Raw genomic sequence first — 22,114 nt, forward strand, 5'->3', positions numbered from 1 at the left:
GTAAAGAAAATGGATGGAGTAAAGATTTAAATTTGTATGTGGTTTTGAAGGTACATGAAAAAAGTAAGGGAGCTGTAGACCGTAAGGGTTTGCAGCTTTTTTATTGCATAGCAAAATCCGTAGGAACTTCCTGTTAAATAAAAGGCACTACGAGCCTAGGCACATTCTTTATTATTACATATTAAATAATAAAAAAAGAATGCACAGTCTGAACTGCAGCATTCTTTTTCTATTATTGTTTAAGTCTGTTCTGATTACGCCAGTCTCTTGGCGATATTCCATAAATATTTTTAAATGCTCTGGAAAAATGTAATTGGTTGGGATAACCGACTGCATTACCTACATCTTTAATGGAAAGCTTTGTCAGTTTTAATAATTCAGCAGCTTTAATCATTCTATAATTCAACAAAAATTCCTGAGGAGATTTTCCAATTCCGTCTTTGAAAATTTTTCCGAAATAACTGCGGTTTAATCCGCATACAGCAGCGATGTTTTCAACTGAAATATCGTTTTGAAAATTCTGCTCTATGTAGGATAACGCTTCATGGATATAAAAATCCTGAAGGCGGCTGATTTTCGATGTCTGCATAGTAGCCGTAGAACGGATTAGAGCATCAATTGCAAGATAGAGATGTCCGATGAGGTGAAAAGGTGTTGCGTCTCCGTGGCTTGCAATATAGAGAAGTTCTTCTTTCAGTATTTCGCGAAGATCTTTAGAAGTAGCTTTATAAATCGGATTATCCAAACTAAGTCCGGAAAGTTCAATGGTTTCCATTGCACGTAGTCCGTCAAATTCAATCCATGTATATTCCCAGGGGAGTTTTTCATCAGAGATATAGGTATTGATCTGACCGGGGAAAATCATAAAGCCCTGACCACTTTTTACGTGATAGGTCTGTGTCACACCGTGGGAATCATTTGCCATTAAAATTCCAGTGCCGGAGATAATGTAGTGAAAAAGAAAATGATTACGGACGGCAGGACCAAAACTATGCGCCGGTTCACATTGTTCGTAACCAAACTGATACAATCCAAGATCGACAAAATTCTCGCTTGGAAATACTGAAAACATAAGTTCTTTCATAATAATTCCTTTCTCATAGGTGCTCTGCCGTGAAAAAATGATGTTTAGCAGATGTTAAGTCAGTTGATATATATATTTATTCTACTGATTTAATAAATAGATTGCAACTAAAATATACCAAAATGCTATGCATTTAGCAAAAAAGAGGAAAATAATAGCATTTTGGAATAAAAATTCAAATACAATGATATTTATAGTCGCATAATGGTATGTTATAATACAACTATAAAGAAAACACTTGATATATCGAGCGGTAACTAAAAACGAATATACCTGTGAGGAAGGAGAAAAAATGAGAAGGAAAAGAGCAGCAATTGTTTTGGGAATGTCCTGTATTCTGATGGCATCAGCTGTATTACAGGGATGTCAGCAAAATCCAAAAAGCGGAAAAGTGGAAATTGAACTTGTTCAGTACAAACCAGAGGCGGTAGATATATTTGAACAGCTCGAAAAAGAATTTAATGAGACACATGATGATATCCATTTAAAAATATCTTCCCCAAATGATGCGACAACAATTTTGAAAACACGTTTTATCAGAGAAGATTATCCGGATATTATCGGAATCGGAGGAGATATCAATTATTCGTATTTTGTTGATTCAGGAATACTGGCTGACCTTTCAGATTATGAAGGACTTGGTGAAGTAAAACCTGCTTATCTGGATATTATTGAAGGATTGGAGTTTGTTCCGACAGAAGGAACATATGGGCTTCCGTATGTGGCAAATGCGGCAGGAGTGCTCTATAACAAAGATATGTTTGCGGAACATGGATGGGAGATTCCGCAGACCTGGGATGAATTTATTTCTCTTTGCGAGGAGATTCAGAATGAAGGAATCCAGCCACTTTATTTTGGATATAAAGATACCTGGACCTGCCTTGCACCTTGGAATGCACTTACAGTCGGACTTACACCATCCGATGTTTGTCAGCAGGTGAATAAGGGAGAAACAACTTTCTCCAAAGAATACCCGGAAGTGGCAGAAAAAATGCTTGAATTGTTAAATTATGGTGAAGATGGACCGTTTGGATACGGATACAACGATGCATGTACTGCATTTGCAAATGGTGAATCAGCGATGTATACAATCGGAAGCTATGCAATTCCGCAGATCAAATCTGTAAATCCGGATATGAATATCGGATCCTTTGTTATGCCGGCTAATGATTCTGAAGAGGACAATGTATTAAATTCAGGAGTAGACCTTCAGTTCTGCGTGATGGATGCATGTGAAAATAAAGAAGCGGCATATGAAGTACTTGATTTTCTGATGGATCATGATAGTATCCAGTCATACTTAGATGCACAGAATGCGGTGCCTTGTAAAGACGAAGATTTTGCATTAGCTCCGGAACTGGAAGATATGAAACCATATATTCAGGATAACCGTATGGCGGATTACCAGGATCACTATTATCCGTCAGAAATGGCAGTCGATGCACAAATCCAGACATTTCTCATAAACCAGGATGTTGACGCATTCCTGAAAAAATTTGACAAAGACTGGATCAGATATAACAGGGATATCATTCGTATGATGGAAGATTATGAAGCAGGCAAGTAGGAGGGATACAGATCATGAATAAATTGAAAAGGATGAATGGCAGAGAGCGGACATTTTTACTGATTACGATACCGATACTTGCGTTGTTTTTCTGCTTTAATACGCTGCCACTTATTAAAGGTGTTATTTATAGTTTTACAAATTTTCGAGGATATGGCGAGTTTGACTGGGTAGGTCTTCGGAATTATGCAGATTTATTTACTGATGCAAGAGTCGGGAAATCCTACCTGTTTACATTCAAGCTTGCAATTGTTGCAACAATAGTTGTAAATGTGTTAAGTCTTGTTTTAGCTCTTGGATTAAACAGTAAAATTAAATTTAAAAGTGCACTCAGAGGAATGTATTTCGTTCCAAATATTTTAGGAGCACTTGTAGTGGGCTATATTTTCAATTACTTTTTCACTTATATTCTTCCGGCAGTTGTAAAAATGATGGGCGGAAAAGGTGACAGTATCCTGGCGAGCTCAAAATGGGCATGGGTTGCGATCGTAATTGTATGTGCATGGCAGTCTGTTGCAATGAATACGATTATTTATATTTCCGGACTTCAGACGGTACCGGAGGATGTATACGAAGCAGGTTCTCTTGATGGAGCGACCGGATGGAAAAAATTCAAGAATCTGACATTTCCACTGATCCTTCCATTCTTTACCATCAATATGGTACTTTGCATGAAGAATTTTCTGATGGTATTTGATCAGATCATGGCTCTTACCAAAGGAGGCCCGGCGCAGAGTACAGAATCAATTTCATTTTTGATTTATAACAATGGTATGGCCGGAGGACAGTTTGGGTTCCAGAGTGCCAATGCAGTTGTGTTCTTTGTAGTGATCGTTGTGATCTCTGTATTACAGATGAACTTTTTGGGAAATAAGGAGGAACAGTTATAATGAAAGTAAAGGTGAAAGAAAGAGTAAACTGGCCAATCACAATTTTATTGATTCTGGGTCTTGTAACCGTTATTTTTCCTCTTTATCTTACAGTTGTGATTGCATTTAAGAAACCGTCGGAAATGACAAACAGTATTTCCGGAATCTTATCACTGCCAAAAAGCTGGAGCTTTTCTAACTTTGCAGAAGCAATGCGTGTAACAGATTTCTGGCATTCACTGGGCAACAGTGTGCTGATAACGATTGTAACGGTAGTTCTTTCCATTCTGATTCATTCTATGATCGGTTATGTGATTGGAAGAAGTAAAAGTACCAGTAAATTTTACAAAGTAGCCTATCTTTATATTGTAAGCGGTATGTTTGTTCCATTTGCAATTTTGATGATGCCACTTGTGAAGCAGACGGCACAGATGGGAATTGACAATATTTTCGGTGTTATTTTGTGTTATCTTGTATTTTATATGCCGATGAATGTGCTCTTATATTCCGGTTATCTGAAAAATATTCCGATGGCACTGGAAGAGGCTGCACATGTAGACGGGGCAACAACCTGGAAAACTTATTGGAGTGTTATTTTTCCGATCATGAAACCGATGCATGCAACAGTAGCGGTACTCACAGCACTTGGTACATGGAATGATGTTATGACACCACTTGTAATTCTGGCAGGTAGCGATGTGAACACACTGCCACTTGCACAGATGACATTCCAGACACAGTTTGGAACCAATTATAATCTTGCATTTGCGTCCTATTTACTGGCACTGCTTCCGATTTTGATTTTCTATCTGATCTGCCAGAAACAGATTCTGAACGGTGTTGTAAATGGAGCAGTAAAATAAATTTGACAGAAGCTTAAGGAGAAGAACATGGGAATCATATACAACGAGAAAGCAAGAACATTTACATTACATACCCATAATACAACGTATCAGATGCAGATTGATGCATATGGATTTTTACTGCATTTATATTATGGAAGAAAGACAGATGGAGTTATGGACTATCTTCTGACCTATGCAGACCGTGGCTTCTCTGGAAATCCGCAGGATGCAGGAAATGACAGAACATATTCCCTTGATGTGCTGCCGCAGGAATTTCCATGCCGACTGACAGGAGATTTCAGGAGTCCGGTGCTTGACCTTGTAAATGCAGATGGTTCTTTTGGATGCGATCTTAGATATCAGGGATATGAGATTTGTGATGGAAAATACAATTTGAAGGGGCTTCCGGCAGTTTATGCTGCAGAAGAGGAAGCCCAGACTCTGATCATTTATATGAAAGATCAGGTGACAGGATTACAGGTAGAATTACTTTATGGAGTTCTTCCGGAGTATGATGTGATCACAAGAAGTGCAAAAGTAATCAATACAGAAGAAGATAAAATCAGACTGACAAAAGCACAGGCAGCATGTATTGATTTTGTTCATGGTGAGTTTGATATCATTTCTTTTTACGGCCGCCATGCGATGGAAAGAAATATGCAGAGAACACCGGCAGGACATGGAGCTTTTGTAATTGGAAGCCGCAGAGGAACCTCAAGCCATCAGTACAATCCGATGATGATACTGGCAGAAAAAGAAACGACAGAAGATGCCGGTACCTGTTATGGAATGTCTTTTGTATATAGCGGAGGATTTAAAGCAGAAGTAGAAAAAGATCAGTTTGGGCAGACAAGAATGCAGATGGGACTGCAGGAAGAACAGTTTTCTTATCCGCTGGAAAAAGGAGAGGAATTTGTAATCCCGGAAGTTATGTTAACTTGTAGCAGTCAGGGACTTGGAAAGCTTTCCCAGAATCTGCAGAGATGTATCCGTAAAAATCTGTGTCGCGGAAAATATAAAGAAAAAGTTAGACCGATACTGATCAACAGCTGGGAAGCATGCTATTTTGATTTTACAGGAGAAGATATCTATCATCTTGCCGAGCAGGCAAAGGATCTGGGAATCGATATGGTTGTACTGGACGATGGATGGTTTGGAAGTAGAAATGATGACAACAGTGGACTTGGCGACTGGAAGGTAAATGAAGAAAAGCTGCAGGGAAGTCTCGGTGACCTGATCAGCAGGATCAATGCATTAGGTGTTAAATTCGGGCTCTGGTTTGAGCCGGAGATGGTAAATGAAGACAGTGATTTTTACCGTGAACATCCGGACTGGGCAATTCAGATTCCGGGAAGAAAACCGGTAAAAGGAAGAAACCAGCTGATCCTTGATTTTTCGAGAAAAGAAGTTGTGGATGCTGTTTATGAGCAGATGTGTCAGGTACTCGATCAGGGAAATATCGAATATGTAAAATGGGATATGAACCGAAGTATGGCAGAAGTATATTCTAGAACAGCAGAAGAACAGGGTAGTGTGCAGTATGACTACATACTTGGGCTTTATGATTTCCTGGAGCGTATTATCAGCCGCTATCCAGACCTTCTGATCGAAGGATGCAGTGGTGGTGGAGGTCGTTTTGACGCGGGAATGCTGTATTATACACCACAGATCTGGTGCAGTGACAATACCGATGCAGTGGATCGTGTAAGAATCCAATACGGAACATCCTTTGGGTATCCGATATCAGCAGTTGGATCCCACGTATCTGCAGTTCCGAATCATCAGACAGGAAGAAAGACATCACTCCATACAAGAGGTGTCTGTGCTATGGCAGGAACCTTCGGCTATGAACTGGATCCGGCGAAAATGACAGATGAAGAGTGCGGAGAGATCCGGGAACAGATAGTAGAATACAAAAAATACGCACAACTTGTACAAAATGGACTTTACTATCGACTGAGTAATCCATTCGCAGAAGAAATCGGCGCATGGGAATTTGCATCAGAAGATGGGAAAGAAGTACTCGTAAATGTAGTTATGCTTGAAATCCATGGAAATATGACAGTAAATTATGCGAAACTGAAAGGTCTGCGTGCCGGACAATTCTATAAAGATTCAAGAACCGGAAAAATTTATCCAGCAGAGGCTCTGATGGAAGTTGGAATTCCGATGCCTCTTGAATTTGGTGAATACAAAGCATATCAGATTTATCTGGAAATGGTTGAATAAAAATGAGAAAAGCAAATGATATTTTTGAAAAGAGACTGGCGAAGCATATGGATGAGCTTCGCTGGCTCTATATGGAATTATATGATAATGAAGCAATGTTTGCAGAGCTCTGTGAACAGATGAAGAATTACTATCAAGCAAGAAATGCGAAACTTCGAAAGAGAGATCTGGAGAAGGAAAAGGATCAGGCGTGGTATCGTAAAAAAAACATGCTGGGAATGATGTTGTATATTGATAATTTCGCCGGAAATTTAAGAGGAGTCAAAGGAAAGCTTAAGTATCTGGAAGAATGTGGTGTAAACTGTGTTCATCTGATGCCGTTTCTCGATTCGCCAAAGGGAAGATCCGATGGAGGCTATGCGGTTGCGGATTTCAGAAAAGTAAAGCCGGAACTTGGAACCATAGAAGACCTTGCAGATCTGGCTGAAGCCTGCCATGAAAAAGACATGAATCTGTGTATGGATTTTGTAATGAACCATACTTCCGAAGATCATGAATGGGCACAGAAGGCAAGAATGGGTGAAGGCGAATATATGAGCCGGTATTTTTTCTGTGACAATGAAAACTATGTCAGAGAATATGAGAAAACAGTGCCACAGGTATTTCCGGAAACTGCACCGGGGAATTTCACCTGGCTTCCTGAAATCGGACACTACGTGTTGACTACCTTTTATCCTTACCAGTGGGATCTGAATTATAAGAATCCGAGGGTGTTTAACGAAATGATGTATAATTTCCTTTTCCTGGTCAATCAGGGGATTGACATTCTGCGGATCGATGCAGTTCCTTATATCTGGAAGGAAATGGGGACAAGCTGCAGAAATCTTCCACAGGTACACACGATAGTCAGGATGATGCGTATGATCGGGGAGATTGTGTGCCCGTCGGTTGTATTATTGGGGGAAGTTGTGATGGAACCGGAAAAGGTTGTCCCTTATTTTGGTACCATAGAAAAGCCGGAATGTCATATGCTTTATAATGTAACCATGATGGCTACTACATGGAATACGGTTGCGACGAGAGATACCAGACTTTTACGGATGCAGCTTGATATTATGAACAACCTTCCGAAAGAGTATACTTTCTTAAATTACCTCAGATGTCATGATGATATTGGATGGGGACTGGATTTTCAGACTCTTTCTGGTTGGGGAATGCAGGAAGTCCCACACAAAAGATATCTGAATGACTTTTTCACAGGAAAAATCGCAGAAAGTGTGAGCCGCGGGGAACTTTATAATGAAGATCCGATAACAGGAGATGCCAGATTCTGTGCAACGACAGCTTCCATGTGTGGAATTGAAAGTGCCGGATTTGAACAAAATGAAGAAAAGAAAAAAAGAGCAGTCAGATTTGATCTGATGCTGCATGCATATATGATGGTGCAATCCGGAATTCCAATGCTTTACAGTGGAGATGAGATTGGTCAGGTAAATGATTATACTTATAAAAATGATCCGGAAAAACGGGTTGATTCCAGGTATATCCACAGAGGAAAATTTGACTGGAAGCTGGCAGACGGACGAAAGAGAAAAGGAACGGTACAAAAAGAACTGTTTGATGGAATTGGAAAACTTAGATCCATTCGAAGTAAGGAAAAAGTATTTGACGCATCGGCAAATGTCTGGACGCTTGATACCTGGGAAAATGGAATCCTTGGAGTTGTGCGGGAACTGGAGGGCGAGCAGATGACAGCACTTTTTAATTTCGCAGAAGAGGACCGGACAGCCTGGATCGAAGAAGAGGGAGAGTATATGGATTTATATACCGGTAAAAAAGTCAGCCTTCAGGCAATAAAAATGGAAGGCCATTCCTTTGTATTAGCAAAGAAATGCTAAAGTAAGATAGAAAAAGAGCAGGTAAGAAATTTTATCCTTTCTTACCTGCTTTTTTTACTTTATTGGTTTTCCTGCATATCTTTCAGCATCTGGATAAGTTCCAAATCCTTTTCGGTAACACGGAAATTAGTGGTATAATTCCGTCCTTCCGGAGATTTGATGGAGATTTCGATGATGCTGTCTTTGCGGCATGCATCTCCTTTTACTGCATGAATAAAAGGCATAAATTTAGGATGCTCCTGTTGAAAAGTGGAAAATGCGGATTTCAGTTTTGCAAGCATTCCAAGCTGTTGAAAGTTAAGCGCCATAAAATACTCCTTTATAATTCAATATATCCATTGAACCCTCCAAGGGTGTAATATGCTTTTTTGTCTTCTGGTTTCAGATAAATGGAGAGAGCTTCCGGAGTTTCTACAGCGTGTCCCTTTGCATTGCAGTCAGCAATCACACGTTCTGTGATAGCGGCTACAGTATATTCTGCACTCTGGTACTGAACATAGAATGCAGGATTTTTGGCAGGAACTTCTACTGGTACTTTGACTTCTTTTACAACTTCTTTTATCTCTACAACAGGAGTTGCTGTAGCCGGTGCTGATGATGTAGCTGTAGCAGTTACTGCTGATTCAAGTGTTCTTTTCTGTTTTTTCTTATCGATTCTTTTATTCATTATTATTACCCCTTTTTCAAATTGTACAACATCTATTATATTACTTTTATATGGAGAAGTCAAAATGGTATTTATCACAGATATTTTGCAGAAAATGAAAAAGGGTTGCGCATAATGGTGAGATATGAGTATAATGAGTATCGTGTAATTGGAGTATAATCGGGAGGAAGAGGTAGAATGAATAGAGCAGCATTATTTTTTGATATTGATGGAACCGTACTCAGTGAAATTACAAAAGAGATTCCCGCAAGTACGGTAGATGCACTTAAAAGGGCACACGACGCAGGACATTTTTTGTTTATCAATACAGGAAGAACGTACTGCAGTGTCCCGGTGGAACTGAAAAAACTTCCATTTGATGGATATCTGTGTGGATGTGGGATTTATTTTACATTTGATGAAGAAGTTATTTTTGAAAAGCATCTGGATCCGGAGAGGGGCGATGAGATCGCTGATTATATGACAAAATGTCAGATTGATGGGATTTTTGAGGGAGCAGAAGATGTGTATTTCACTTCAAGAGTTTCAAGATTTGACAGATTGGAAAATACAAAAAAATACATGAATAACCGTGGACTTGGAATCGAGTGTTATATGGAGCAGAGAAGATGTCCATATGATAAAATCTTTATTTATACGGATGAAAAAAGTGATGAAAAAGCATTTTTTGAATTTATCAAAGATGATATGGAAGTAATCGACCGTGGAAGTAATACATTTGAATGTATCCTCAAGGGCTATACAAAAGGAACTGCGATTGACTGGGTACTGGAGCAGTTTGGAATGACGAGAGATCAGTCATATGTATTTGGAGACAGCAGCAATGATCTGGCAATGTTCCGGCATGCCGGGCATGCGATTGCGATGGGCGCGCATGACCAGGTGCTGGAACCTTATACAGAATTTGTGACAAAGACCGTTGAAGAAGATGGAATTGCTTATGCGATGAAGAAATATGGACTGATCGATTAGAGAATCCTCCGGTAAAGTTACAGAGAAAAATTCCTAAGATGCAGTAGCTTTTATAAGGTCATCAAGAGAAGCAAAATGATAACCCATTTCTTCCCATTTGGTGAGAAGTTCATCTAAGATTTCAGCGTTTGTAGAGGACGTACTGTGGAGTAAAACGATGGCACCGGGATGGATCCTCCCAAGCAGCTTTTCAAAAGCCTCTTCGTGGGATGGCTGGCTATCCTGATACCAGTCGACGTAGGCGAGACTCCAGAAGAAGGTATGATAGCCAAGATCCTGTGCCATTTTCAGGTTGGCTTCGCTGTATTTGCCTTGTGGTGGACGATAAAATCTGGAAATTTCCTGTCCGGTGATCTGCTGATACAGTTTTTCAACTGTCTGGATTTCTTCAGAAAAGGATTCCATTGTAGAAATCTGTGACATGTCTTTGTGATGCCAGGTGTGGTTGCCGATGGTGTTACCGGCAGCGAGGATCTGTTTGATAAGTTCTGGATTGCTTTCCAGAAGTGTGCCGACGACGAAGAACGTTGCCGGAGCCTGATGTTTCGTAAGAGCTTCCAGAATGGCCGGTGTATTTCCATTTTCATAACCGGCATCGAAAGTAAGGTAGATTACCTTTTCGCCGGTGTCCTGTGCGTAAAAGGCATCAAATTTTTTCAACTCGTCAAATGTGGCATTGCCGACAGGGGGATCCCCATCAGTTTGGAAGCTGAGCCCCCAGTTGCCTTCAGAAGAGGTGGGAACAGCGGCTGAAAAGAAATGATCATGCAGAAATGCAGCGCCGATTCCCACAAAGAAAGCCGCGAGGAAAAGAAAACAGATCCGTATAATATTTTTTGATTTTAATCTGGAAAACATAAAAGGAACTCCGATCGGATAGAAAACAGGTGATTGATAAAATATATGTGGAAATGGAAGGAAAAGAACCGAAATAGATAAAATAGAGGTCAGTAAATAAAGTGGACAAAAAGTAATCAAAGTGATCAAAAAAGTGATCAAAAAATGAAAAAAAGACTTGCATTTTTTCTGAGATGTGATATTATATTATTTGTCTTTAAGACGCGGGTGTAGTTCAATGGTAGAACACCAGCCTTCCAAGCTGGATACGTGGGTTCGATTCCCATCACCCGCTTTTGTTATGCGTAAAAAGAAGAACCTCAGATGGTTGATGAAACGATCAGGGCGGTTCTTTTTTTGGCACAAAAAAGTGCGCATCTTGTCTTATAAGCTGGACTTACGCTGACAAGCTACACACTTTTTTCATAGCAAATATATTATTTTAACAAAGCAAAAAACGAGTAGCTGCTAAACTGGATTTACGCTTACCTGCTACTCGTCTGCTATAATTATATTTCCAGTTTTTTCAAAAGTCAAATAAATTTTTCTTACACTGCGACAGTTCTTCCTTTCATTTAATTCTCTTTTCTTTTACGGAAAAGATATTCATCTAATTCTTTTTTGATATTTTCCGGAATTTCTCTCTTCACCGGGCATACCACAGCGTTTGTGAAACGATTTGTAAATAAACTCAGGAAATGAATATCTTTCTGCAGCTGCTCCATGGACATCACAGCCTTCACATCGTACCGGCAATGGATCGGTGCAACATTTCCGCTTGCAAGACGGGCAAATGAGACTGCCGGTACACCTTTATCTGCAAATGGAGTGGAATCACTGGGGTACACGCCTGTCTCAGAAGCTATCGGGAATCCAATTTCCGCTGACATATAGCTGATGTAATGAGAAAGCTTCTCTTCTGCTGACACGCATGCAATGAATTTACCCATATAGGTTCCGATCATATCAAGATTGATGTTGAATACGATTTTATCCAGCTCTGCCTCATGATCTTTCACATAAGCTTTCGATCCTAATAAACCACGTTCCTCGCTTCCGCAGAACACAAAGCGAAGACCGTAATTGCGTTCTTTGTCTTTCATGTATTCCATAATTCCGAGAAGTCCTGCACATCCACTCATATTGTCATAAGCACCATGTGAAAGAGCGGTTGTATCATAATGTGCACTAAGCATGATCCACTCTTCCTTTTTTCCCGGAAGTTCTGCGATCACATTATGGGATTCTCCGTCATATTCCTTCTGCTTAATCTCTAACCGCATCTTTTTCGCATGATTTTTTACCAGCTTAACCGCATCTCCTGTATGAATCATTGCACAAAGGACTTTCTTTTCTTCTCCGACAACTGCTTCCCGAAGATCTCTCTGGTCAATATCCTGCTGTGGATAATATAAGTTACCATACTGGCAGAGAATTGCCTTTGCACCTGCCTTCATCAGATCCCGGTAAGTAAAGAATCCAAATCCCTGTGTGTCCATCAGAACAATCTTGTCTTTGGCTCCTGCAATCGATACTGGATCTGTTCCCGGCATGTAATACAGCTCTCCTTCTGCCACACCGCTTCCGCAGCAGGAAAAAGCCTTGCATGTTATCTCTTCCCCATCTGCATACAAATGAACCTCTTCAATATCGCCCATTGCCACGCGAAAACCTTCGATCTGTGCCGGAACCCCCATGTTCTCACAATGCATTTTCAGATATCCTGCAACCTGCAATTCTTCTTTTGTCCCACTTGTATGGACAAAATCCGTGTCGTTAAAAATCTGCTGTAAATCCATCTCAAAAATACTCCTTTTCTTCTTTTTTCAGATTTCTCCTTCTGACATACATTATAGCAAAATCCCGACAAGTTTAGTAGCACGGTTTTAAGTATCGTTCGTATTTTTTTCTTATATTGCTAACAGCTGTTTTTCTTCTGTGATAGAAAAGTCAATTGCCTTTGCACCATCTGAAACAGAATTTGCAAGATATTTTTTTTGTGCCAAAAAGAGAGGAGTTAAAACAAAATGGTAGAAAGCAACAAGATGAAGGAGATGCCGGTGAATAAGCTGATGGTCCAAATGGGGATCCCGATGATCTTATCCATGGCATTACAGGCAGTCTATAATATCGTAGACAGTGCATTTGTAGGAAATATGAAAGCAGGCAGTGAAGCAGCATTAAATGCTTTGACTCTGGTATTTCCGGTGCAGATGCTCATGGTAGCAGTAGGAATCGGAACCGGTGTAGGAACCAATGCACTTCTGGCAAGGACACTTGGACAGGGGAACAGGAAAAAAGCTGCGAAGGTAGCTGGTAACAGTCTGGTTTATCACCGGAATACATCAAGGAAAATGCAGAATTATCACCGAAGAAAGGATTATTTGCCTATGCATTTGCAGGACGTGACATTACAGGAAAATCAGTAGAAGATATGGTATACGAGGCACAGAGAAAAGTGATTTTAGATATAGCAGAGAAAGAATCTTGTGTGATCATTGGAAGAAATGCAGATTATATCCTGAAAGACAGGGAGGATGTGCTAAATGTGTTTATTCATGGGAATATGCCGGAAAAAATACAGCGTATCGGTCAGTTATATCATGTCGGTGAAAAGGAAGCTGCCAAAATGCTGGCAGATACAGATAAAAGGCGTATGACAAATTATAATTTTTACACAGATCAGAAATGGGGAAAAGCCAGCAATTATACCTTATGTCTGAACAGTTCGCAGCTTGGATATGACAGATGTGAGAAGATCATTATGGAATGTTTAGGGGTGTAAAAAATTGTAAAAACAAGAAGTTTTTACGGTTTAACCTTAAAAACTTCTTGTTTTTTGCATATAACTTGGATGTTAAAATAATATAGGAAACCTAGTGGTAGCAGAAAGTGTTTTTTAATCTGGAAAAATAAACTATTGTGTTGTATTACGGCGGATCAATACAGGTGTAATTTGTTTGTGAATAGGTTCGCCCAATGGTTTGGGAGCACGCTTTTTCTGCTCATCCATCTGTCGGACCAGAAGATCCATGGCGGTTTTGGCAATTACATCAATCTGCTGGCCAACGGTTGTGATTGGAAGGATTGCCTCGCTGGCAATCGGGGAATTGTCAAATCCAACAATCTCATAAGTTGAAGGAAAGGTTCCGTATTTTTGGAAAATTAAATTAAGAAACATATTGGCATAGGTATCATTCGCAAGAAAGATACCTTTTTTTTGATCTGGGTATTTTGCTTCTATCTTATTAAAAATCTCCCGGATCACATTTAAAATCTCATGATAAGAATTACCTTCTACACTCAGATCGATATCATATGGAACATGATATTCTTCACAAGTTTCCTGAAAGGCCCGGATGCGGTCATAAGCTGGGATGGATTTATCCACATTGACATTTATATGAATCAATATGTCACATTTATCCCGGATCAACAGGGAAGTAGCCTGAAGTGCGCCCATATAGTTATCGGTATTGACACTGCTGATATGTTCTGCTTCACGTTCAATTGCGATGACAGGAATCTGATAGGAAGCGAGCTTCTCGGATGGAAGCGTGTGACTTAAAACAATCAGTCCCTCAATCTGATAAGATAGAAGTTCCTCAATGTACTGTTGTTCTTCTTCAGCTCCATGTTCGCTGGCGAAAACAAGAAATTTATAATGATAATCTCTGTAGCTGGAAAGAAATTGTGTCAGCATCTCAGAATAATAGTGCAGGTAGAGGTTTGGAACAATGATTCCGATAAATTCACTTTTTCCATTCGCCAGGACCTTTGCCAGCTTATTCTTTTTATATCCAAGTGTGTCAAGAGCCTGTGAAATCTTTTCCTGATTTTCTAAGGTAAGAGAATCAGGATGATTGAAGTATCTTGATATTGTAGTCTTTGAAAAATTTGTGTATTCTGCAATATCTGCAAAAGTTACCTGTTTTTTACTCATAAAAGTTGAATCTCCTTCAATATGACGGCTAATAGTCTATAATATTCTTTAGTATAGCAATTCTCATGGAAAAACGCAATGGAAAAATAACCGATTACGTAACCGGTTATTTTAGTGCATAAAAGTGTTGACAGAGTGAGATGGATATAGTATTATCAAATCATAAAGTAACCGGTTACTTAACCGGTTTTGCACGATAAGTTAAAGGAATGGAGGAAGAAATGCATGAAAAGAATGCAAAACCAAGCAAAGTCTGTAAGTAAGCGAACCTGGAGAGAAAAGATGACTTATGTGAAGAAAAACTGGCAGTTATATCTTTTCTTCCTGATGCCGGGACTTTTGCTGACAATTATTTTTAAGTATCTCCCGATGGGTGGTCTTCTGATTGCTTTTGAAGACTACAATGTAATCAAAGGAATTCTTGGGAGTCCCTGGGTCGGACTTGAGTATTTCAGACGATTTTTATCTTCACCGGATTTTATGAACTATCTGATGAATACATTAAAATTGAGTATCTACGGATTGCTGTGGGGCTTTCCGGTTCCGATTATTCTTGCATTGCTTCTGAATCGTATCCGAAAGACAGGAATTAAGAAGAAAGTCCAGCTTTTGATCTATATGCCGAACTTTATTTCAGTCATTGTACTCTGTGGTATGGTCCGTATGCTTTTATCACCTGTAGGACCGCTGAATAAAGTACTCGGAATCAGTACAAACTGGATGACAATGCCTTCTGCATTTCGGACAATCTATATTGCAAGTGGAATCTGGCAGGCGGCAGGATGGTCATCTATTATGTACACAGCAGCATTGGCAAATGCCAGCAAGGAGCTGGAAGAAGCAGCCATCATGGATGGAGCGAATCTTCTGCAGCAGATTTGGTATGTAGAGCTGCCGGCAATTAAAAATATTATTGTAATTCAGTTTATCTTACAGGCCGGAAATATTATGAGTATAGGTTTTGAAAAAGCTTATGCGTTACAGACAGATATGAACTTGCCAGCATCAGAAATCCTGTCTACATATGTATACCGTATCGGACTTTTGAATGGAGATTATGGATATTCTACAGCAGTAGGTCTTTTCAATTCTGTTGTAAATGTTATCTTGCTGATTTTTGTAAACTGGGTTGTTAAGAAACTGAATGACGGAGAAGGATTATAGGAAAGAGGGAGAAAAGATGGAGAAAAAAAAGAAGAAAAAATATTCAAGGACAGACAAAGTAATCCTTGGAATCGGGTTTACCATTCTTGGTTTATTCGTCCTTTCTATAGCAATACCGATTATCTATGTGGTATTAGCGTCCTTTATGGATCCGACTGTTTTGAATAACCAGGGATTGAGTTTTAACATTAAGGACTGGACATTAGACGCATATCGAAGAGTGTTACAGAATAAAATGATCTGGCGTGGATTCTTAAATTCTTTCCTGTATTCACTTGCATTTACAGTTATTTCCGTTTTTGTGACATTGCTGGCAGCATATCCGTTGTCTAAAAAAGAATTTGTAGGAAGAAAATTTTTCAATATTATTTTCCTGATCACAATGTTCTTTGGGGGTGGAATGATTCCTACATTCATTTTGATCAATCAGCTGCACATGGTGAATACGGTGTGGGCAATCCTGATTCCGGGGGCATTTAATGTATGGAATATGATTCTCGCAAGAACTTATTATCAATCAATTCCGACAGAATTAAGAGAAGCATCTGCGCTTGACGGGGCGAATGAGATCCAGCATTTCTTTAAAATCATGATTCCGGTATGTAAGCCGATCATTGCAGTTCTGGCACTCTGGTCTTTCGTTGGAATGTGGAACAGTTATTTCGATGCAATGATTTATTTGAATGATGCAAATCTGCAGCCGTTGCAGTTAGTGCTCCGTTCTATCCTGGTACAGAATACACCACAGCCGGGAATGATCGCCGATATCCAGAGCACGGCAGAAATGGCAAAAATAGCAGAACAGCTTAAATATGCAACCATTGTAGTATCAAGTTTACCACTGTTAGTAATGTACCCGTTCTTCCAGAAATATTTTGACAAAGGAATTATGGTAGGATCGGTAAAAGGCTAATAAGAAAGGAACGATACAGATATGAAGAAAAGAAAAGTAAATGCATTACTTGTAATTGTACTGTCTATGACGATGATGGTAGGAGTTGCAGGATGTGGAAAAGAGCGGCAGCTTGCAGCTGAAATTGATCCGGATACACCTGTATCGGAAGTGCAGTTTCCATTGAAGGAAACCGCAGAACTTTCCTTTATTACAAGTGCACCGGCTACATCAACACAGGAGCCAAATGAACGAGTGATCTTTCAGCGTATGGAAGAGCAGACCAATGTTCATATTGACTGGACTTGTTTTGTATCAGATCAGTTTTCTGATAAGAAAAACCTGGCACTTGCCCAGTTTGGAAATCTGCCGGATGGATTATTCAATGCCGGAATGAGTGAGTATGATCTGTTGCGTTATGCAAAGCAGGGAATCATTATTCCATTGGAAAATCTGATAGATAAATATATGCCGAATTTACAGGCAGTATTTGAAAAATACCCAGAATACAGGACAATGTGTACAGCACCGGATGGGCATATTTATTCATTTCCATGGATTGAACAGCTTGGAGCTGGGAAAGAAGCCATTCAGGCAATCGGAGATATTCCGTATATTAACAAAAAATGGCTGGATTATCTTGGACTTGAGATTCCGACAACAACAGATGAATTGGAACAGGTATTAATTCAGTTCCGTGATCATGCAGATGAACTTGAAAAAGAATTTTCAATTGAAGGTGATGTGATCCCAATGTCATTTATTATCAATAATGGAGATCAGGATCCTGCAATTTTGATCAATGGATTTGGAGAGGGTTATGGAGATACAGGGGATCATTTCGCTGTAACGGATGAAGGAAAAGTTATTTATACAACGGTTCAGGAGGGGTATAAAGAAGGAATTGAATGGTTGCATAGGCTTGTAACAGAGGATCTGGTTGACCCGGAAGCATTTACACAAGAGTGGTCCACCTATGTAGCAAAAGGAAAGAATCATCGATATGGTCTCTGCTTTACATGGGATATTGCAAATATTGATAACAATGAAGATTATGTTATGCTGCCGGCTTTGACAGGACCGAATGGAATGAGAAATATCACAAGACAGAACAACAGCGAAACAAGCGGATTCGATCGTGGAAGATGTGTCCTTACATCCAGCTGTCGTGACACAGCACTTGCTGCTGCATGGATCGATCAGATGTATGCACCCCTTCAGTCACCACAGAATAACTGGGGAACTTATGGAGAAAAGGATTCTTTTAACATTTTTGAACTGACCAAAAATAAAGATGGCGGAGAAATGCTGAAGCACATGGATCTTGGAACGCAGTCGCCGGTAGAAGTACGTGAGGCACAATCTGTAAATGGTCCACTTGCAGTACTGAATGAATATTATGATGTATATGTAACACAGCCGGAAGATGCAAAATGGCGTTTAGACAATATGCATGAAACTTATTTACAGGATATGAATAGCAAGTATGTTTACCCAAATGTCTTTATGAGCATTGATGATACCAATAAAGTATCTCAGTATGATACCGATATTAAAAAATATGCAGAGCAGAAGAAAGCAGACTGGATCCTGAATGGAGGAATTGAAAAAGAGTGGGATTCCTATCTGAAGAAAATGGAACAGTATGGACTTTCTGATTATCTTTCAATTAAACAGAAATACTTTGATCAGTATCAGGAGTCATTGAGTGAAGAAAAATAACGATATGAATAATAGGAGAATTCGCATGAGTGAGATGTTAGAAAAGGCTAGAAAATATGAAGATGAACAGGGAAAGCAGATAAAAGCAAAAGACAGACCGGTTTTTCATGTGAGTCCATATGTCGGATGGATGAATGATCCGAATGGTTTTTCGTACTATCGGGGAGAGTATCATCTGTTTTATCAGTATCATCCATACGATACATACTGGAACAGTATGCATTGGGGACATGTGGTTAGTAAGGATCTGCTTCACTGGGAATATCTTCCGGCAGCTTTGGCACCGGATGAAGAGTATGATAAGATTGGATGCTTTTCAGGAAGTGCAACAGAGTTAGGAGACGGCAGACAGCTGCTCATCTATACTGCAGTGGATCAGGAGAAAATGGAAGATGGAACGGTAAGGGATATTCAGACACAGGCAGTGGCTGTTGGCGATGGAAAAGATTATAAGAAATATGAGAAGAATCCGGTTCTGACAGCCAAAGATCTTCCGGAAGGTGCAAGTAAAGTGGATTTTCGTGATCCAAAGATCTGGAAAGGAAAAGACGGGAACTTCTATTGTGTTATCGGAAGCAGACCAGCAGACGGAAGTGGACAGATTCTTCTTTATAGAAGCAAGGATGGATTTGAGTGGGAATTTGTCAGCATCCTTGCAGAAAATAAGAAACGTTTTGGAAAGATGTGGGAATGTCCGGACTTCTTTGAACTGGATGGAAAACACGTTCTTTTGACCAGTCCGCAGGATATGTTGCCGGAAGGCTTCGAATTTCATAATGGAAACGGTACTTTATGTATCATAGGAGAAATGGACAAAGATACATATACCTTAAAAGAGCAGTTTACGCAATCTGTGGATTATGGAATTGATTTTTATGCAATGCAGACGTTGGAAGCCCCGGATGGCAGGAGAATTATGATTGGTTGGATGCAGAACTGGGATACACTAGCTCATCGTGATAACGATTCGAAGTGGTTTGCACAAATGAGTCTGCCGAGAGAATTGTCTGTAAAAAATGGAAGACTTTACCAAACTCCAGTCAAAGAACTTGATGCAATGCGTAAAAACAGAGTTGAGTACAACAATGTGGTAATAAATAATGATATAATCACATTAGATAAAATCGAAGGACGAACCATAGACATGGAACTTGTGATACGTCCGGAAGATAAGGGGAATGTCTATAAAAAATTTGCATTACGCTTTGCACAGAATGAGAAGTTTCATACAGAACTGAGTTTCCGCCCGGATGAGTCTGTCCTGAAAATTGATAGAAAATTTTCAGGAAGTGAACGAGCATTGGTTCATCAGAGAAGATGTCGGGTAAATGGAGATGCCGATGAATTAAAGCTTCGTGTGATTTTGGATAGATTTAGCGCAGAGATATTTATTAATGATGGCGAGCAGGTTATGTCGGCTGTCCTATTTACAGAACAAGAGGCAAAAGGAATTTCATTTTTTGCTGAAGGTGCAGCTAAAATCGATGTAGTGAAATACGATCTGGTTTAGAAAATACATGATAAAACTTACATGGAGTTTGAAGACGTATGGATAATGATAGGGGGATTCCTGGAACGGGAATCCCCTTTGTAGTATAGGAGCATAGAGTATTGATGATAGAGGAAAGAAGAAAAAGATATGAGAAGGAACTGCATGAAAAATATCTGCAGTTATATCACAATGAACAATGTTATGAAGAACTAATGCAGATGTTGGAAGGGGCTTATCAGGACAGATCGGCGGAGCTTAGGAGATTAGACGGTAGAAGAGAGAAAGAACCAAACTGGTATCGCAACAGAAATATGCTTGGAATGACGATGTATCCGAAGCTGTTTGCGGGGGGATTAAAAGGTGTGATAGAACACTTGGATTATCTGTCAGAGCAGAAGATTACCTATCTTCATTTGATGCCGCTTTTAAAGATGCCTCATCCATATAATGACGGTGGGTATGCGGTGGAAGATTTTAAGCAGGTCGATTCGGAAATAGGAACAAACGAAGAGTTAAAAAGACTGACAAAAGAGCTGAGAAAGCGTGGCATCAGCTTATGTCTGGATGTAGTTATGAATCATACGGCAGATACACATGAGTGGGCGATACGAGCCAAGAGAGGCGAACAGGAATATATGGATCGCTATCAGTGCTATGAGACGCGAGAAATTCCGGATCAATTTGAAAAGACTATGCCGCAAGTGTTTCCGGAAACCGCTCCGGGAAATTTTACATGGTGTGAAGAGATGCACAGGCATGTACTGACAACATTTTATACTTATCAATGGGATTTGAATTATCATAATCCGAAAGTATTTAATGAAATGATTGGGAATATCCTGTATCTGGCAAATCTTGGAGTAGAAGTGTTTCGTATTGATGCAGTTCCTTATATCTGGAAAGAATTAGGAACAAGCTGCAGAAATCTTCCCCAGGTTCATAGTATTGTCCGGATGCTGCGTATCATTGTTGAAATGATCTGCCCGGCTGTGATCCTGAAAGGTGAGGTTGTTATGGAACCAAAAGAACTGCCGGTTTATTTTGGAACAGAGAGTGAACCGGAATGTCATATGTTATATGGAGTTTCCAGCATGGTAAATTTGTGGGCAGCACTGGCTACGAGAGACACAAGGATGTTGAAGCATCAGATGGATGTGATCCACAGCCTTCCGAAGAACTGCTATTTTGTCAATTACCTTCGCTGTCATGATGATATTGGCTGGGGACTGGATGAAGAACAGGAGAAAAAGCTGGAAATAAACCCAATTCGGCACAAAGAATATTTGTATCATTTCTTTGAAGGTACTTATCCATATAGCTTTGCGCGAGGAGAATTATATAATTACGATCCAGCGACGAAAGATGCCAGAAGCTGTGGAACAACTGCGAGTTTGTGCGGAATTGAAAAAGGTGGATTTGAAGGGGATTTAGAACAGGTGAAACAAGGAATCCAAAGAGTGCTCATGATGCATGCGGCATGTATGAGTATGGAAGGATTTGTAATGCTTTCATCCGGGGACGAGATCGGTCAGGTAAATGATTATGATTATAAAAAAAATCCAGATACTGCTGCGGATAGCAGGTATCTGCACCGCAGTCCGTTCCAGTGGGACAATGCAGACAAGAGAAAAAAAGCGGGTACAGTACAGTACGACATCTGGAATGGTCTGAAGCAGATGGAAGAAATACGGCGTCAGGAAAATTGCTTTGGCGAAACTGCCGGTATTTCTACCTGGGATACAGGAAATTATGCGGTTTTTGCGATTAGAAGAACAGCAGGAAATGAAGAATTAATCTGTCTGGCTAATTTTTCAGAATATGGACAGAATGCATGGCTGAATTGTCTGGAAGGTGAATATGAGGATTTATTTACAGGAGAAAAACTGGAAATAAATTCGGTATGGATGAATCCTTATCAGTACAGATGGTGCGTGAAAAAATAGGAATTTTATGGAAAAAGCAATGTCATTTTTGGAGGCAGAATGGAGAATAT

General features: G+C 39.8%; 17 protein-coding genes, 1 tRNA gene and 2 pseudogenes. 14 read left to right on the forward strand and 6 right to left on the reverse strand.

Annotated features, from left to right (window positions below):
- Positions 1–232: 232 nt before the first annotated feature.
- Complete coding sequence (locus PGQ33_RS03710; RefSeq protein ID WP_270205285.1) at positions 233–1,084, reverse strand: AraC family transcriptional regulator; 852 nt, start codon at positions 1,082–1,084, stop codon at positions 233–235.
- Between the two features lie 292 nt (positions 1,085–1,376).
- On the opposite strand from PGQ33_RS03710, the gene PGQ33_RS03715 reads away from it, so the two are divergent.
- The 5 genes from PGQ33_RS03715 to PGQ33_RS03735 are packed head-to-tail and all read left to right on the forward strand — an operon-like array spanning position 1,377 to position 8,432.
- A complete protein-coding gene (locus PGQ33_RS03715; RefSeq protein WP_270205286.1) occupies positions 1,377–2,651 on the forward strand; it encodes an ABC transporter substrate-binding protein in 1,275 nt (424 codons plus the stop codon).
- Positions 2,652–2,665: 14 nt separating this feature from the next.
- Complete coding sequence (locus PGQ33_RS03720; protein WP_117555415.1) at positions 2,666–3,541, forward strand: carbohydrate ABC transporter permease; 876 nt, start codon at positions 2,666–2,668, stop codon at positions 3,539–3,541.
- Positions 3,541–4,383, forward strand: a complete 843-nt coding sequence (locus tag PGQ33_RS03725; RefSeq protein WP_117555417.1) for a carbohydrate ABC transporter permease — start codon at positions 3,541–3,543, stop codon at positions 4,381–4,383. The genes PGQ33_RS03720 and PGQ33_RS03725 overlap by 1 nt, the downstream gene beginning before the upstream one ends.
- 27 nt (positions 4,384–4,410) lie before the next feature.
- Positions 4,411–6,594 (forward strand): alpha-galactosidase, encoded by a 2,184-nt coding sequence (locus PGQ33_RS03730; protein ID WP_270205287.1) that lies wholly within the window; start codon positions 4,411–4,413, stop codon positions 6,592–6,594.
- 2 nt (positions 6,595–6,596) lie between these two features.
- A complete protein-coding gene (locus tag PGQ33_RS03735; protein ID WP_270205288.1) occupies positions 6,597–8,432 on the forward strand; it encodes an alpha-amylase family protein in 1,836 nt (611 codons plus the stop codon).
- Between the two features lie 59 nt (positions 8,433–8,491).
- Here the strand turns inward: PGQ33_RS03735 and PGQ33_RS03740 are convergent, their stop codons facing one another.
- Complete coding sequence (locus tag PGQ33_RS03740; RefSeq protein WP_270205289.1) at positions 8,492–8,740, reverse strand: hypothetical protein; 249 nt, start codon at positions 8,738–8,740, stop codon at positions 8,492–8,494.
- An 11-nt stretch (positions 8,741–8,751) separates the two neighbouring features.
- Positions 8,752–9,099: a DUF6465 family protein gene (locus tag PGQ33_RS03745; RefSeq protein WP_117555423.1), complete on the reverse strand. Its 348-nt coding sequence runs from the start codon at positions 9,097–9,099 to the stop codon at positions 8,752–8,754.
- Positions 9,100–9,276: 177 nt separating this feature from the next.
- Here PGQ33_RS03745 and PGQ33_RS03750 point away from each other — a divergent pair, with 177 nt between their 5' ends.
- Positions 9,277–10,071 (forward strand): Cof-type HAD-IIB family hydrolase, encoded by a 795-nt coding sequence (locus tag PGQ33_RS03750; protein ID WP_270205290.1) that lies wholly within the window; start codon positions 9,277–9,279, stop codon positions 10,069–10,071.
- Positions 10,072–10,104: 33 nt separating this feature from the next.
- Here PGQ33_RS03750 and PGQ33_RS03755 read toward each other — a convergent pair whose 3' ends face one another.
- Positions 10,105–10,929 carry a polysaccharide deacetylase family protein gene (locus tag PGQ33_RS03755; RefSeq protein ID WP_270205291.1) on the reverse strand — a complete coding sequence of 275 codons (825 nt, stop codon included), beginning with the start codon at positions 10,927–10,929 and terminating at the stop codon, positions 10,105–10,107.
- A gap of 203 nt (positions 10,930–11,132) precedes the next feature.
- Here PGQ33_RS03755 and PGQ33_RS03760 point away from each other — a divergent pair.
- Positions 11,133–11,203 (forward strand) — tRNA-Gly (locus PGQ33_RS03760).
- Between the two features lie 280 nt (positions 11,204–11,483).
- Here the strand turns inward: PGQ33_RS03760 and PGQ33_RS03765 are convergent.
- Entirely contained in the window at positions 11,484–12,707 is a 1,224-nt protein-coding gene (locus tag PGQ33_RS03765; protein WP_270205292.1) for a M28 family metallopeptidase, read from the reverse strand.
- Positions 12,708–12,935: 228 nt separating this feature from the next.
- Between PGQ33_RS03765 and PGQ33_RS03770 the strand changes: the two are divergent.
- Positions 12,936–13,235, forward strand: a pseudogene (locus PGQ33_RS03770) (MATE family efflux transporter); the annotation flags it as partial.
- Positions 13,229–13,693: pseudogene (locus PGQ33_RS03775) on the forward strand (AAA family ATPase); the annotation flags it as partial. The pseudogenes PGQ33_RS03770 and PGQ33_RS03775, both read left to right, overlap by 7 nt.
- 132 nt (positions 13,694–13,825) lie before the next feature.
- On the opposite strand, the gene PGQ33_RS03780 reads toward PGQ33_RS03775, so the two are convergent.
- On the reverse strand, positions 13,826–14,851 hold the full coding sequence (locus PGQ33_RS03780; RefSeq protein ID WP_117822659.1) for a LacI family DNA-binding transcriptional regulator: 1,026 nt from the start codon (positions 14,849–14,851) through the stop codon (positions 13,826–13,828).
- Positions 14,852–15,076: 225 nt separating this feature from the next.
- Between PGQ33_RS03780 and PGQ33_RS03785 the strand changes: the two genes are divergently transcribed.
- From PGQ33_RS03785 to PGQ33_RS03805, 5 genes are all read left to right on the forward strand, one after another.
- Positions 15,077–16,015 carry an ABC transporter permease gene (locus PGQ33_RS03785; protein WP_117822661.1) on the forward strand — a complete coding sequence of 313 codons (939 nt, stop codon included), beginning with the start codon at positions 15,077–15,079 and terminating at the stop codon, positions 16,013–16,015.
- Positions 16,016–16,031: 16 nt separating this feature from the next.
- Positions 16,032–16,928, forward strand: coding sequence for a carbohydrate ABC transporter permease (locus PGQ33_RS03790; RefSeq protein ID WP_173826182.1), 897 nt, complete (start codon positions 16,032–16,034; stop codon positions 16,926–16,928).
- 21 nt (positions 16,929–16,949) lie between these two features.
- Positions 16,950–18,629 (forward strand): ABC transporter substrate-binding protein, encoded by a 1,680-nt coding sequence (locus PGQ33_RS03795; protein WP_117822665.1) that lies wholly within the window; start codon positions 16,950–16,952, stop codon positions 18,627–18,629.
- A 25-nt stretch (positions 18,630–18,654) separates the two neighbouring features.
- Complete coding sequence (locus PGQ33_RS03800; RefSeq protein ID WP_270205293.1) at positions 18,655–20,139, forward strand: glycoside hydrolase family 32 protein; 1,485 nt, start codon at positions 18,655–18,657, stop codon at positions 20,137–20,139.
- Between the two features lie 104 nt (positions 20,140–20,243).
- Positions 20,244–22,064 (forward strand): amylosucrase, encoded by a 1,821-nt coding sequence (locus PGQ33_RS03805; protein ID WP_117555443.1) that lies wholly within the window; start codon positions 20,244–20,246, stop codon positions 22,062–22,064.
- The last annotated feature ends 50 nt before the right edge of the window (positions 22,065–22,114 follow it).

It is taken from the genome of Coprococcus sp. AM100_B19A (assembly GCF_027662015.1).
GTDB classification, from domain to species: Bacteria; Bacillota; Clostridia; order Lachnospirales; family Lachnospiraceae; genus Allocoprococcus; species Allocoprococcus comes.

What these genes read in the sequence shown, in the direction of transcription:
- PGQ33_RS03725 (WP_117555417.1), top strand. Translation starts at nt 3,541, where the DNA reads ATGAAAGTAAAGGTGAAAGAAAGAGTAAACTGGCCAATCACAATTTTA.
- PGQ33_RS03785 (WP_117822661.1), top strand. Translation starts at nt 15,077, where the DNA reads ATGAAAAGAATGCAAAACCAAGCAAAGTCTGTAAGTAAGCGAACCTGG.
- PGQ33_RS03745 (WP_117555423.1), bottom strand. Translation starts at nt 9,099, where the DNA reads ATGAATAAAAGAATCGATAAGAAAAAACAGAAAAGAACACTTGAATCA.
- PGQ33_RS03710 (WP_270205285.1), bottom strand. Translation starts at nt 1,084, where the DNA reads ATGAAAGAACTTATGTTTTCAGTATTTCCAAGCGAGAATTTTGTCGAT.
- PGQ33_RS03735 (WP_270205288.1), top strand. Translation starts at nt 6,597, where the DNA reads ATGAGAAAAGCAAATGATATTTTTGAAAAGAGACTGGCGAAGCATATG.
- PGQ33_RS03730 (WP_270205287.1), top strand. Translation starts at nt 4,411, where the DNA reads ATGGGAATCATATACAACGAGAAAGCAAGAACATTTACATTACATACC.
- PGQ33_RS03805 (WP_117555443.1), top strand. Translation starts at nt 20,244, where the DNA reads ATGATAGAGGAAAGAAGAAAAAGATATGAGAAGGAACTGCATGAAAAA.
- PGQ33_RS03720 (WP_117555415.1), top strand. Translation starts at nt 2,666, where the DNA reads ATGAATAAATTGAAAAGGATGAATGGCAGAGAGCGGACATTTTTACTG.
- PGQ33_RS03780 (WP_117822659.1), bottom strand. Translation starts at nt 14,851, where the DNA reads ATGAGTAAAAAACAGGTAACTTTTGCAGATATTGCAGAATACACAAAT.
- PGQ33_RS03795 (WP_117822665.1), top strand. Translation starts at nt 16,950, where the DNA reads ATGAAGAAAAGAAAAGTAAATGCATTACTTGTAATTGTACTGTCTATG.
- PGQ33_RS03750 (WP_270205290.1), top strand. Translation starts at nt 9,277, where the DNA reads ATGAATAGAGCAGCATTATTTTTTGATATTGATGGAACCGTACTCAGT.
- PGQ33_RS03790 (WP_173826182.1), top strand. Translation starts at nt 16,032, where the DNA reads ATGGAGAAAAAAAAGAAGAAAAAATATTCAAGGACAGACAAAGTAATC.
- PGQ33_RS03800 (WP_270205293.1), top strand. Translation starts at nt 18,655, where the DNA reads ATGAGTGAGATGTTAGAAAAGGCTAGAAAATATGAAGATGAACAGGGA.
- PGQ33_RS03740 (WP_270205289.1), bottom strand. Translation starts at nt 8,740, where the DNA reads ATGGCGCTTAACTTTCAACAGCTTGGAATGCTTGCAAAACTGAAATCC.
- PGQ33_RS03755 (WP_270205291.1), bottom strand. Translation starts at nt 10,929, where the DNA reads ATGTTTTCCAGATTAAAATCAAAAAATATTATACGGATCTGTTTTCTT.
- PGQ33_RS03765 (WP_270205292.1), bottom strand. Translation starts at nt 12,707, where the DNA reads ATGGATTTACAGCAGATTTTTAACGACACGGATTTTGTCCATACAAGT.
- PGQ33_RS03715 (WP_270205286.1), top strand. Translation starts at nt 1,377, where the DNA reads ATGAGAAGGAAAAGAGCAGCAATTGTTTTGGGAATGTCCTGTATTCTG.